Origin of the sequence: Phytoactinopolyspora alkaliphila, assembly GCF_010550695.1 — a bacterium.
GTDB classification, from domain to species: domain Bacteria; phylum Actinomycetota; class Actinomycetes; order Jiangellales; family Jiangellaceae; genus Phytoactinopolyspora; species Phytoactinopolyspora alkaliphila.
Map to the genome: position 1 here is coordinate 307,421 of NZ_JAAGOB010000001.1, position 12,744 is coordinate 320,164.

The following is a 12,744-nucleotide window of genomic DNA, read 5'->3' on the forward strand; positions in this document are numbered from 1 at the left end:
AGATGAACCCGAGGAGCAGATGAGCACCGCCACCGATACGCCGGCTCAGCACGGCCTGGCCGCCCACTCGCACGGCGCCGGCACGGAGCCGGACGGCCGCACCAAGGGCGCGCTGGACAGATTCGCCTCGTTCGACGTCGAGGCTCACCCGGTCCCGCGGGGCCGGGAGGAGGACTGGCGGTTCACGCCGATGAACCGCCTGCGTGGCCTGCACGACGACGCACCTCTCGACGGCAGCGACTACACCGTCCAGGTCGACGCGGATCCGCGGGTCACTGCGGCCAGCATCGGCGCGGACGACACCCGCAAGGGCACCTCCACGTATGTTCCGGTGGACCGACCCAGCGCTCGTGCCTGGGCGTCGGCCGAGAAGATCTTCGCCGTGGACATCCCGCGCGACGAGGTGATCGAGCAGCCGGTCGTGATCCGGCTGACCGGAACGTCGGCGGAGCGTGGCGCCGCCGCGCATCTCGTGGTGACGGCGGGACGGCACAGTAAGTCCGTCGTGGTCATCGAGTACGACGGCTCGTCGTCGTTCGTCGAGAACGTCGAGGTCGTGGCCGAGGACGGAGCAGAGCTGACCGTTGTCGCCGTTCAGGACTGGGCCGACGACGCCGTGCACCTCGCGCACCACCACGTGCACGTCGGTCGGGACGCCACGGTCAAGCATGCCGTGATCACGTTCGGCGGCGATCTCGTGCGCACCGGTACCACCCTGAACTATGCCGGGCCAGGTGGCAGTGCAACGCTGCTCGGCCTGTACTACGTCGACGCCGGTCAGCACATCGAGAACCGGCTCGTCGTCGACCACAACACCCCCAACGCCACCAGCGATGTCGAGTACAAGGGCGCGCTGCAGGGCAAGAAAGCGCACGCGGTCTGGATCGGCGACGTGCTGATCCGCAAGGAAGCCCTCGGGATCAACACCTACGAGCTCAACCGCAATCTGGTGCTCACCGACGGCGCGCGCGCCGACTCGGTGCCGAACCTGGAGATCGAGACCGGCGAGATCGAGGGCGCCGGGCACGCCAGCGCCACCGGCCGGTTCGACGACGAGCAGCTGTTCTACCTGCAGGCCCGCGGCATCCCCGCCGACATCGCACGCAAGCTCGTCGTACGCGGCTTCTTCGCCTCGCTGATCAATCGGATCGGTGTTCCGGAGATCACTGAACGCCTGATGACGACGGTCGAGCGGGAGCTGGCCGTGGTCGAGGCGATGACCGCTGACGACGGCGCCTGATCACCACCTTTACGTATACACAGTCGAAGTGAGGCATGAGCAAGCGATGAGCACTCTTGAGATCCGGGACCTGCACGTCTCCGTGGAGGCGGACAACGGTCCGGTGCAGATCCTGCACGGCGTCAACCTGACCGTGAGCAGCGGCGAGACCCACGCGATCATGGGTCCCAACGGCTCCGGCAAGTCCACTCTGGCCTACGCCTTGTCCGGGCACCCGAAGTACACCGTCACATCGGGCACCGTCACGCTCGACGGCGAGGACCTCCTGGACATGAGCGTGGACGAGCGGGCTCGAGTCGGGCTGTTCCTCGCCATGCAGTACCCGGTCGAGGTGCCGGGCGTCTCGGTGTCCAACTTCCTGCGGACCGCCAAGACCGCTATCGACGGCGAGGCGCCGAAGCTGCGGACGTGGGTGAAGGACGTCAAGCAGGCGATGGCCGATCTGCGCATCGACCCGGAGTTCGCCGAGCGCGACCTCAACACCGGGTTCTCCGGCGGTGAGAAGAAGCGGCACGAGATCCTTCAGCTGGAGCTGCTCCAGCCGAAGTTCGCCGTGCTGGACGAGACCGACTCCGGCCTGGACATCGATGCGCTGCGCATCGTCTCCGACGGCGTCAACCGGTTCAGCGCCAACGGTGACAAGGGCGTGCTCTTGATCACGCACTACACCCGGATTCTGCGCTACATCAAGCCGGACCACGTGCACGTGTTCGTGGGCGGCAAGATCGCCGAAGAAGGCGGCGCCGAGCTGGCCGAGAAGCTGGAAGAGAAGGGGTACGTCGACTACGTCGGCGCCTCTGCCTAACCAGAACCATTCCCCAAATGATCATGTTAACTATGTTTTCTCGTGCGATACCAGGCCTGCAGGCATGGTGAAGCACGAGAAAACATGGTTTACATGATCATTCAGGTGTAGCGAGGAGGTTGACGTGGCGGAGCAGATGCCGAGCCCGCTGGACGTGGACCGGGTGCGCAAGGACTTCCCGATTCTGGAGCGGCGACTCGCCGGGGATCGGGCCCTGGTGTACCTGGACTCGGCGAACACGTCCCAGAAGCCGCGGCCGGTACTCGACGCTCTGACCGAGCACTACGAGCGGCACAACGCCAACGTCGCCCGCGCCGTGCACCAGCTCGGCGAGGAGGCCACCTCCGCGTACGAGGGCGCCAGAGACAAGATCGCCGCCTTCATCGGCGCCCCCACCCGCTCGGAGGTGCTCTTCACAAAGAATGCCTCCGAGGCGTTGAACCTGGTGGCGAACACGATGGCCAGCGGGCTGGCGGAGGATCCGCGCTACCGGCTCGAACCGGGCGACGAGATCGTCATCACCGAGATGGAGCACCACTCCAACATCGTGCCGTGGCAACTCGCCGCCCGGCGTACCGGCGCGACGCTGCGGTGGTTCGGGCTCACCGAGGACGGCCGGCTGGACATCGCGGGACTCCGGGAGCTGATCAACCCGCGCACCAAGATCGTCTCGCTGGTGCACCAGTCCAACATCCTCGGGACGGTCAATCCGGTCGCCCACGTCGTCGAGCGTGCCCGCGAGGTCGGCGCGCTCGTGCTGCTGGACGGGGCTCAGTCTGTTCCGCACATGCCGGTGGACGTGACCGAGCTGGGCGTCGACCTGCTGGCGTTCACCGGGCACAAGCTCTGCGGACCGACCGGCATCGGAGTCCTGTGGGGGCGCGGCGAGGTCCTCGACGGGTTGCCGCCGTTCCTGGGCGGCGGCGAGATGATCGAGACCGTGGCGATGGACGGCTCCACCTTCGCCCCGATTCCGCACAAGTTCGAGGCGGGCACGCCGCCCATCGCTCAGGCCGTGGGTCTGGGTGCGGCGGTCGACTATCTGACCGGCCTGGGGATGACGAGCGTGCGCGAGCACGACCGCGCGATCACGGCATATGCGCTGGACCGCCTGCACGGCGTGGACGGGGTGAGCGTCATCGGGCCGGATTCGATGGTGGACCGCGGTGCCACGGTCTCGTTCACGGTCGACGGCATCCACCCCCACGACGTCGGGCAGGTGCTCGACGAGCAGGGGGTGGCCGTCCGGGTGGGGCACCACTGCGCGCGCCCGGTGTGCGTGCGCTACGGAATACCGGCGACCACTCGAGCGTCGTTCTACCTGTACACGACCAATGCCGAAATCGACGCGCTCGTGGACGGCATCGAACAGGTGAAGAGGTTCTTCGGGTGAGCGAGTCCCTGTACCAGGAGATCATCCTGGACCATTACAAGAACCCGCACGGGCGCGGGCTGCGGGAGCCGTTCGACGCCGAGGCTCATCACGTCAATCCCACGTGCGGTGACGAGATCACGGTCCGGGTGGCCTTGGACGGTGAGAAGGTGGCCGACGTCTCCTTCGACGGCCAGGGCTGCTCCATCAGCCAGGCTTCGGCGAGTGTCCTGCACGAGTTGCTCACGGGTGGCACGGTGAGCCGGGCACGCGATGTCGAGGCCGCGTTCGTCGAGCTGATGCAGGGTAAGGGACAGGTGGAGCCGGACGAGGACGTGCTCGGTGACGGCATCGCCTTCGCCGGCGTGGCCCGCTACCCGGCACGCGTGAAATGCGCCCTGCTGTCCTGGATGGCGTTCAAGGATGCGGTGAACCGAGCACAGGCTGAGGAGTTGTGAGTATGACGACCACTGTCGACTTAGAGGATCTGAAAGAGGCGTTGCGTGACGTCGTCGACCCCGAGCTGGGGATCAACGTCGTCGACCTCGGTCTCATCTACGGGGTCAGTGTCGACGACGACGGTGTCGCCACAATCGACATGACGTTGACCAGCGCGGCATGTCCGCTGACCGATGTGATCGAAGAGCAGGCGAATTCCGCCACCGAGGGACTGGTCAACGGGCTCAAGATCAACTGGGTCTGGATGCCGCCCTGGGGACCGGACAAGATCACCGACGAGGGGCGGGAACAGCTACGCGCCCTGGGCTTCAACGTATGAGCCAGGCCCCGTCCGCCGTGGTCTTCGACTTCGGCGGAGTGCTCGTCGACTGGAACCCTCGGTATCTCTACCGCAAGCTGCTGTCGAACGACGCCGAGGTCGAGCGCTTCCTGAGCGAGGTGACGACCCCGGAGTGGAACCTCGAGCAGGACCGGGGCCGGCCGTGGTCCGAGGCGGTGGCCACGCTCACTGCCCAGTTTCCTGAGCACCGTGAGCTGATCGTGGCCTACCACGAGCGCTGGGCGGAGACGATAGGTGGCCAGATCGACGGCACGGTTCAAATTCTGACCGAGCTGCGGGACGCCGGTGTGGCGTTGTACGGACTCACCAACTGGTCGGCGGAGACGTTCCCGATCGCCAGAGAGCGTTTCGAGTGGCTGTCCTGGTTCAAGGGAATCGTGGTGTCGGGCGAGGAAGGCCTCGTCAAGCCGGACCCACGCATCTACCGGGTGCTGGAGGAGCGCTACGGGGTGGATCTGGGGCGTGCGGTGTACATCGACGACAGCCCGCGCAACGTGGTGGCCGCGAGCGAGCTTGGCATGACGGCGCTGCACTTCACCAGCCCGGAGGAACTCCGGCACGCGCTCGGTGACCTACTCCCATGATCCTCAACGGCCACCGGATGGCCAGCCATTGAGGATCACGGACGGCGTGGTGGACGGACGAAAGGAAAGGTACTTCCATGGCGGTGCAGCCGATCCGGCTGTTCGGTGATCCGGTTCTGCGAACCAAGGCAGAGCCGGTGCTCACGTTCGACAAAGAGCTGCGTAGGCTGGTCAGGGATCTGACCGAGACCATGTTGGACGCCGGCGGCGCCGGCCTGGCAGCGCCGCAGCTCGGGGTGTCGCTGCGGGTCTTCACCTACGACGTTGACGGCATCGTCGGGCACCTGATCAATCCGGACCTCGAACTCTCCGAGGAGGAGCAGTACGGCCCCGAAGGCTGCTTGTCCATTCCAGGTCTAGAGATCGACTGCCGCCGAGCCTTTGGCGTGGTGGCCAAAGGGTTCAACGAGTACGGCGATCCGGTGACCATCGAGGGCACGGAGCTGCTGGCTCGGGCGATCCAGCACGAGACGGATCATCTGGACGGCATCCTGTTCATCGACCGTCTGGACCGCGAGGCGCGCAAAGCGGCCATGAAGGCGATCCGTGAGGCCGAATGGGCCGGACAGCCACCACCCGAGGTCAAGATCTCGCCCCACCCCACCTTTGGCCGCGCAACCTGAGAATGACCCTCCCGGATCCCCTCAAGCGCCCAGCGTGACCAGCGTCGATATTCGATTTTCCGCGCCTGTGCGCATGAGTGCATCTTGGACACCCGCCCCACCAGCATGATTCTTTAGTTCGGTCTTGCAGGATCGATCAACGAGAAGCGGTGCTATGGGTACGACATCGGTAGACAGAAGCGGCAAGGTGGGGCGTCGTGGCTTGCTCGGCGCGGCCGCGGGGATCGGACTCGGGCTTGGTGTACCCGGCGGTTCGGTCACGGCGAAGGAAGGAGCGAGCAGGCGCACCGGCGCGGCGGGGATGACATTGCGCTGGTGGGGAAACAACAGCTGGGAGATCCGGATCGCGGTCGGCGAAGGCGAGCGGACGATCTTGATCGACCCGTGGCTGACCAGGTTCCACACCCGAACGTACGCCCCTGAGGGTGCTGATCCGCGGACCCCGATCTCGGTGGACACGGCACTCATCGATCGATACGTCGACAGCGGCGAACTGCGCGCCGACCATATCCTGGTGACACACGGACACTACGATCACATCACCGACGTGCCGTACCTTGCACGGCGGACCGGCGCGACCGTGATGGGCACCGAGACACACCTCAATCTCATGCGGGCGATGGGCGCGCCGGAGGACCAGCTCGCGATCGCCACGGGTGGGGAGTACTTGTCCTTCGACGGCTACAGCATCCGGGCGCTGCGGTCGTTGCACTCAGCGACCGGGCCGCGCGCGCAAGTGGCCTTTGCCGGTACCCGCCCCGCGGTTCCACCCGCGGAGCCACGGGTGATCGAGGACCTTGTCGAGGGCGGCACACTTGCATTCCAGGTGAGCACGGACGACGGATTCAGCGTCGTCAACCTCGGCGGCTCGAACTATGTGGAGGCGGAGCTGGCGGGCTCGCGACCGGACATCGTCATGATCCCACCGGGTGGCGCGAGTGTGCACAAGTACGTGCGCCGGCTTCTCGATATTCTCGATCGCCCGCGATACGTGATACCGACTCACTGGGACGACTTCGACTATCCGCTGGACGAGCCGGCGCGAGACTGGGGCGGCTTGACGGGCCTGCGCCAGGCGGTCGAGGCGGCGAGCCCGCGTAGCAGGTTCACCGTTCTCGACCACCTGGAGAGCCGGACGTGGTGACCCTCAGCTCTCGCTGGTAGGCCGCTCTCCGACGGGGCCTTGCGTCTCCGCGGCGCTGACGAGGCCGCGCTCCTCGTCGGTGCCGGGGATGACGTTGTCCAGGATCAGCCCCAGGATGGCCGCGACGGCCATGCCGGTGCTGCCGACGGTGGTGATGGCGTCGCCCAGCCACTCCGCCCACGAGATGTGGATCTCGACGTTCTCGAAGTAGGCCGGCACGGACAGGCCCATGAACAGGATGAAGCCGATGATCAGCAGATTCCGCTGGCTGGTCAGGTCTGCGCGCGTGAGGTTCGAGATACCGATCGCCGCGATCAGGCCGAACAGTGTGCAGTAGAGGCCACCGACGATCGGGGTGGGAATCGTGGCGATGACAGCGCCGAACTTGGCGCCCAATCCGAGGATGATCAGCAGACCGGCGGCGACATAGGTGACCCGGCGACTGGCCACCTTGGTTAGGGCCACCAGGCCGATGTTCTCCGTGTAGCTGGTGGATGCGAACCCACCGAACAGGCCGGTGGCGAAGCACCCGACGCCCTCCGCGCCGATCCCGCGGTTGATCTGCTTCTCCGTCGGGTCCTGTCCGACGGCGCGGCCGATCGCGTGGTAGTCACCGAAGGATTCGATCATCGATGCCAGGTAGCCGGCCAGCACCGCGAGCACGAAGCCGAGAGTGAACTGCGGCCAGCCCCACGGCAGGAAGATGCCGCCGTCCTCGATGGCGAGGTTGCGTATCCACGGAGCGTCGCCGACCGCGGAGAAGCTGACGTATGCGGGGTTGTCCTCACCGATTGCGCCCGTGACGCTGAGCACCCACGCCGTGGCGTACGCGAGGACGACGGCCAGCAGGATGGGGAACAGCGAGAAGAAACGTACCCGCGGAGCCAGGATCAAGGAGAATCCCAGCGCGGCGGCGATGGTCAGTCCGCCGATCCACCAGTTCTGAGCGGCATTGGGGGCGCCGATCTCGAACAGGGCCAGACCGATCAGCGCGATCACCGGCCCGATCACCACCGGGCTGATGAATCGGCGAATCTTGCCGAACAGGCCGGTATAGCCGATCACCATCTCCAGCACGGCGCCGGCGATGATCGCGCCGGCGATGTATTGCATGGTGACCTGACCGCCCTGCGCGGCGGTAGCCGCGATGATGGCGAAGAACGGCCCCAGGAAGGCGAACGAGACGCCTTGGATGATGGGCAGCCGAGTGCCGAAGCGGACCTGGATGAACGTCGCGACACCGGAGCAGATCATCACCGAGCTGACCAGGATGGCGAGCTGATCGGGCGACATGCCCATAGGTTCGGCGAGAATCAACGGAACGGCGACGGTGGCGCCGAACATGGTGAGGACATGCTGGATCCCCAGTCCCAGGCTGGCCATCGGCTTGGGTACATCGTCGAGACCGTAATTCAGGTCGACCGGCTTGCTCGAGGTGGTGCTCATAACCCCTCCTTGTTCGCGTGAGCACCGGCAGCGGCCGATGCTCGCTCGGGTTGTTCACGCACGCCCCGCCGGTGGAGCCGGAGTGTCCGCACTCCTGGCTACTGGAAGCTACACGGCCGTTGTGGTCTCGGTCACGTGGTGACGTTCACGACATCGACCGGGGTTCTCCTGGCAGGTTTCGCCATAGTGGCGAGCGTCGCAAGGCCAGTGCGACGACGACGCTGGTGAGTGTCCCGCCGATGCCCGCGACCACGAACGTGGCCGGCGCCGACGTGGCATCGAGCAGAAGGCCACCGCCGACGTACGAGAGCCCGGCGGCGATGCCGACGGCGCCGTAGAGGTTGGCGAACACCCGTCCCAGCATCCCGGCCGGCATGAGCCTGGGCAGCAGTGTGTTGGTCGCGACGTCCATGGCGGCGATGCCGGCGCCGCGCACGGTCTGCACGACGAATGCGGCGCTGACCGCCCACACCACGCCGGTCAGGAGATTGCCCAAGCTGCTGACACCGAACCCGATGATCAGCAGGGCGGCCATGGACATCCGCGCGCTGAACCTGGCGAGGACCGCGTATCCGGCGAACAGGCCGATGGCTACGGCTGCCAGTAGCAGGCCGACGCCGCTCTCACCGGCATCGAAGGTGTCCGTGGCCAGGAGGACGAGCGCGACGTCGTCGATTCCGTTGAATGCCACCACCACGCAGAAGCCGAGCACGATGATGCGCACCGGGCGGGTCTTCCAGATGAAGGCCAGCCCGGCCCTGGTGTCCGAGAACAGCGACGCGGGAGGGTCGTCGTCGCGCGCTGGAGGTATCCGCGGGACCGTGATCAGCAGTAACGCGGCGAGGACGAACGTCGCGGCGTCGGCGAGCAGGACACCCCGCACACCGAGGAACGGGAGCAGTGCGGCAGCGAGGAGCGGACCGAGCACCTCGCCAGCGTTGGTACCGAGGCCGATGGTGGAGTTCGCCGCCGGTAGATCGCGCCCGGTTACGAGGGTGGCCACCGCCGCCCTGGACGCGGGCAGGAATACGTGACCTGTCATCGCCCGAAGCGCCACCAAGGAAAGCAACAGCGGGAGCGGCGGAAGCGAGAGAGCGATACCCACCATGAGCGCTGCCTGGGCCAGCTCGCAGATGATCATGACCCGCTTCCGGTCGAAGCGGTCGCAGACGGCGCCGGCCAGGGGACTGATCACCCCCGGCATGAGGTCACCGGCCAGCAGCAGGAGGGATACCGCGATGGCTTGCCCGGTGGTGTCGGCGACGTGCAGCATCAGCGCGACCAGACTCAATGAGTCCCCGGTGAAGGACACGACTCGCGCGGTGAACAGGGAGCGGAACGGGGCGTGGTGGCGTAGCAGCTGCCACGCTCCATGGCCTTCGCGTGCTGTGGTGTCCTGCGGGGGCATGCCGTCCGTCCGGAGTGTGGGGCTGGCCGACGCTCGCCCGTGTGGACCTCGACGATGGTCGTCGACCTGGCCGGCGACGCGCAACTGGTTTTGCCGATGAGCAGCTGAAGCGCTGCTGAATGACTCGAATGACATAGCGTTGGCTCATGACGGATCGCGCGGACCCGGCCGGCCTCGGTGGTCTCGAATCGCCCGGCGCGCTGGCCGGACGGCTGGACGAGGCGGGTTACCTGGCCGACGACGGCCTGGCGACCGCGGCGTTCCTCGCCATGCGGATGCGCCGGCCGCTGTTTCTGGAAGGCGAGGCCGGCGTCGGGAAGACCTCCCTGGCGCATGCTCTGTCGATGGTGCTTGGCGCACCGTTGATCCGCCTGCAGTGCTACGAGGGCGTCGACGCCGCGCAGGCCTTGTACGACTGGGATTTCCCGCGTCAGCTGCTGCATCTTCGTGCCGCGGAGGCAGCGGGCATCACCGACGTGGACCGGCTCGAGCACGAGCTCTACGATCGTCGGTTCCTGCTGGCGAGGCCCCTGCTGCGGGCGCTGGAGGAGGACCCGTGCGTGCTCCTGATCGATGAGATCGACCGCGCCGACGACGAGTTCGAGGCGTTTCTGCTGGAAGTGCTCTCCGACTTCACCATCTCCATCCCCGAGGTGGGAACAGTGCGGGCGGAGACCCCGCCGGTGGTCGTCGTCACCAGCAACCGCACCCGCGAGGTGCACGACGCGCTCAAGCGCCGCTGTCTCTACCACTGGCTCGCCCACCCCACGCCGGAGCGGGAGATCGCGGTCATCAAGCGCCGCTTTCCCGGGGTGGATGATCAGCTGGCCCGGTCGGTGGCCCAGGCCGTGGAGAAGATGCGCGCGGCCGACCTGCTCAAGCCGCCCGGACTGGCGGAGTCCATCGACTGGGTGGCAGCGTTGTCGGCTCTCGGGGCGCGGCAGCTCGACGCGGACCTTGCCGTCCGCACGCTGGGCGCTGTACTCAAGTATCAGGAGGACACTGAACGGGTACTGCCGGAGGTCGCCGACTTCGTCGGAAGGTGAGCGTGGGCATGGATGTGCTCCAGGCCGTGGTCGAGTTCGCGGGACGGCTCAGGAAAGCCGGGGTCGTCGTGCCGCCCACGCGCGTGCACGTGATGATCCGCGCGCTCGACGAACTCGGGGCGGCCTCGCTCGAGTCCGTGTACTGGTCCGGACGGGTCACCCTGTGCGCGTCGCCGGAGGACGTTGAACGCTACGACCGGGTCTTTGCCGCCTTCTTTGCGGGGGCGCAGGAGAGCCGCCCGGCGCGGACTCGCGTGGAGCCGTCGTACCGGCTGGTGGCCGTGCCCGCCGACGCGCGGGAGCCGGGAACGGGAGAAGCCGACGGCTCAACGCCGCACCGGGTGGCGACGGCGAGCCGGATGGAGGTCCTGCGGCACCGCGACGTGTCCGGCCTGAGTCGTTCGGAACGTGCGGAGGTCCATCGCTTCATCGGCGCGCTGACACCTGGAGCGGGTGAACGGATCACCCGCCGGATGCACGCAGCCGCGTCCGGGCGGGTGGACCCTCGTCGCACGGTGCGGGCGATGCTGCGGCACGGGGGCGAGATCGCCGAGGTGGCGCATCGCCGCAGGTCCGTACGGCACCGGCGCCTGGTGTTCGTCATCGACGTGAGCGGTTCGATGGCTCCGTACGCCGACACCCTGATCCGGTTCGCGCACGCGGCCTGCCGCACCCGGCCGGGCACGGAGGTATTCACGGTCGGCACCCGGCTCACTCGGATCAGCCGGGAGTTGCGCCGGCGGGACGCCGCCGCGGCCCTGGCCGGAGCGTCGGCGGAGATCGCGGACTGGAGCGGCGGCACCCGGCTCGGTGCCGAGCTCAAGGAGTTCCTCGATCGCTGGGGACAGCGCGGGACGGCCCGGGGCGCCGTCGTGGTCATCGCGAGTGACGGCTGGGAACGTGGTGACCCAGGCTTGCTCGGTGACCAGATGGCGCGGTTGAGCCGGCTCGCCCGGCGAGTCGTGTGGGTCAACCCGCATCGCGGACGTGCCGGATACGCGCCGCTGACCGGCGGGATGCGTGCGGCGCTGCCGCACGTGGACCGCTTGGTGGCGGGACATTCTCTCGGCGCGATGGAAGAGCTCGCGCAACTCCTGGATGGTGGACGTTATGCGTGAGGTGATGAACGACCTGGTCGCTTCGCTCGACCGAGGGGGCCGGGCCGGCCTGGTGACCGTGGTGGCCACATTCAAGTCCGCGCCTCGGCCGGCCGGGGCGTCCATGGTGGTGACGGATACCGGGGAGGCTGTGGGGAGCGTGTCCGGTGGCTGCATCGAGGCTGCGGTGTTCGAGCTGGCCCGCGAGGTGATCGACGGCAGGCCACCCACCATGCAGCGCTACGGTGTCAGCGACGACGACGCGTTCGCCGTGGGACTGACCTGCGGTGGCATCATCGACGTCTTCGTCGAGCCAGTCGACGTGCGGACCCACCCGGACCTGCCAGCGCTCGCGGCGAGCGTTCAGGCGGGCGAGCCGGTGGCGGTGGCGACCGTCGTGGACGGTCCCGGACCGGTGGGATCGCATCTCGTGGTGTGGCCGGACCGCGCATCCGGCACGCTCGGCGGCGCCCGGCTCGACGACGCCGTCGCCGACGACGCACGCGGCATGCTGGACCAGGCCGCGACCGGCGTGCGGCGCTACGGTCCCGACGGTGAGCGGCGGATGGACGAGCTGGCGGTCTTCATCCAGTCCTTCGCGCCCAAGCCGCTGATGCTGGTGTTCGGGGCGATCGACTTCGCCGCCGCCGTGGTGCGGATCGGCAAGTTCCTGGGCTACCACGTGACCGTCTGTGACGCCCGGCCGGTGTTCGCTACCGAACGCAGATTTCCGGACGCCGACGAGGTGGTGGTCGCGTGGCCACACGATTACCTGGCCGGCGCGGGAGTCGACCGGCGAACGGTGATTTGCGTCCTGACGCACGACCCGAAATTCGACGTGCCTCTGCTGGAAGTGGCCCTGCGAACCCCGGCCGCCTACATCGGGGTGATGGGTTCCCGCCGCACCCACGAGGATCGGGTGTCGCGGCTCGTAGCGCGCGGCGTGAGCGAGGAGGAGCTGTCCCGGATGTCCTCGCCGGTGGGCTTGGACATCGGTGCGCGGACGCCGGAGGAGACAGCGGTGTCGGTGGCGGCGGAGATCATCGCCGCCCGGTGGGGCGGGACTGGGCGGCCGCTGAGCGAGCTGTCCGGCCCGATCCACCACGACCGCCCACACGACGACGATTCTCGCACGCAGGCACTGCCGGAGAGTTCGTCAGCAGGCGGTGCGATGTGACGG

13 protein-coding genes are annotated in these 12,744 nt (G+C 67.5%); 11 read left to right on the forward strand and 2 right to left on the reverse strand.

Annotation, left to right across the window (positions count from 1 at the left end; translation table 11 throughout):
• The first annotated feature begins 19 nt into the window (after window positions 1–19).
• The 8 genes from sufD (at window position 20) to G1H11_RS01305 (ending at window position 6,567) form a co-directional block, all read left to right on the forward strand.
• On the forward strand, window positions 20–1,240 hold the full coding sequence (gene sufD, locus G1H11_RS01270; RefSeq protein ID WP_163815276.1) for a Fe-S cluster assembly protein SufD: 1,221 nt from the start codon (window positions 20–22) through the stop codon (window positions 1,238–1,240).
• A 46-nt stretch (window positions 1,241–1,286) separates the two neighbouring features.
• Complete coding sequence (sufC, locus tag G1H11_RS01275; RefSeq protein ID WP_163815278.1) at window positions 1,287–2,045, forward strand: Fe-S cluster assembly ATPase SufC; 759 nt, start codon at window positions 1,287–1,289, stop codon at window positions 2,043–2,045.
• A gap of 136 nt (window positions 2,046–2,181) precedes the next feature.
• Complete coding sequence (locus tag G1H11_RS01280) at window positions 2,182–3,438, forward strand: cysteine desulfurase (protein WP_163815897.1); 1,257 nt, start codon at window positions 2,182–2,184, stop codon at window positions 3,436–3,438.
• Window positions 3,435–3,875 carry a Fe-S cluster assembly sulfur transfer protein SufU gene (sufU, locus tag G1H11_RS01285; protein ID WP_163815280.1) on the forward strand — a complete coding sequence of 147 codons (441 nt, stop codon included), beginning with the start codon at window positions 3,435–3,437 and terminating at the stop codon, window positions 3,873–3,875. Before G1H11_RS01280 ends, sufU begins: the two co-directional genes overlap by 4 nt.
• 2 nt (window positions 3,876–3,877) lie before the next feature.
• Window positions 3,878–4,195, forward strand: a complete 318-nt coding sequence (locus G1H11_RS01290) for a metal-sulfur cluster assembly factor (RefSeq protein ID WP_163815282.1) — start codon at window positions 3,878–3,880, stop codon at window positions 4,193–4,195.
• The gene (locus tag G1H11_RS01295) at window positions 4,192–4,800 is read left to right on the forward strand and encodes an HAD family hydrolase (RefSeq protein ID WP_163815284.1); all 609 of its coding nucleotides are present in this window, start codon (window positions 4,192–4,194) and stop codon (window positions 4,798–4,800) included. The genes G1H11_RS01290 and G1H11_RS01295 overlap by 4 nt, the downstream gene beginning before the upstream one ends.
• A 77-nt stretch (window positions 4,801–4,877) precedes the next feature.
• Window positions 4,878–5,423, forward strand: a complete 546-nt coding sequence (gene def / locus G1H11_RS01300; RefSeq protein ID WP_163815286.1) for a peptide deformylase — start codon at window positions 4,878–4,880, stop codon at window positions 5,421–5,423.
• A gap of 154 nt (window positions 5,424–5,577) precedes the next feature.
• The gene (locus tag G1H11_RS01305; protein ID WP_163815288.1) at window positions 5,578–6,567 is read left to right on the forward strand and encodes an MBL fold metallo-hydrolase; all 990 of its coding nucleotides are present in this window, start codon (window positions 5,578–5,580) and stop codon (window positions 6,565–6,567) included.
• A gap of 3 nt (window positions 6,568–6,570) precedes the next feature.
• Here G1H11_RS01305 and G1H11_RS01310 read toward each other — a convergent pair whose 3' ends face one another.
• Together G1H11_RS01310 and G1H11_RS01315 are read right to left on the reverse strand one after the other, a co-directional pair.
• A complete protein-coding gene (locus G1H11_RS01310; protein ID WP_163815290.1) occupies window positions 6,571–8,013 on the reverse strand; it encodes a uracil-xanthine permease family protein in 1,443 nt (480 codons plus the stop codon).
• 145 nt (window positions 8,014–8,158) lie between these two features.
• A complete protein-coding gene (locus tag G1H11_RS01315; protein ID WP_163815291.1) occupies window positions 8,159–9,421 on the reverse strand; it encodes an MFS transporter in 1,263 nt (420 codons plus the stop codon).
• A 146-nt stretch (window positions 9,422–9,567) separates the two neighbouring features.
• Here G1H11_RS01315 and G1H11_RS01320 point away from each other — a divergent pair, with 146 nt between their 5' ends.
• Genes G1H11_RS01320 through G1H11_RS01330 form a run of 3 tightly spaced genes read left to right on the forward strand, consistent with a single transcriptional unit; the run spans window position 9,568 to window position 12,741 of the window.
• Complete coding sequence (locus tag G1H11_RS01320; protein ID WP_163815293.1) at window positions 9,568–10,467, forward strand: AAA family ATPase; 900 nt, start codon at window positions 9,568–9,570, stop codon at window positions 10,465–10,467.
• An 8-nt stretch (window positions 10,468–10,475) separates the two neighbouring features.
• Window positions 10,476–11,585, forward strand: coding sequence for a vWA domain-containing protein (locus tag G1H11_RS01325; protein ID WP_163815295.1), 1,110 nt, complete (start codon window positions 10,476–10,478; stop codon window positions 11,583–11,585).
• Window positions 11,578–12,741: an XdhC family protein gene (locus G1H11_RS01330; protein ID WP_163815298.1), complete on the forward strand. Its 1,164-nt coding sequence runs from the start codon at window positions 11,578–11,580 to the stop codon at window positions 12,739–12,741. Before G1H11_RS01325 ends, G1H11_RS01330 begins: the two co-directional genes overlap by 8 nt.
• Window positions 12,742–12,744: the final 3 nt, after the last annotated feature.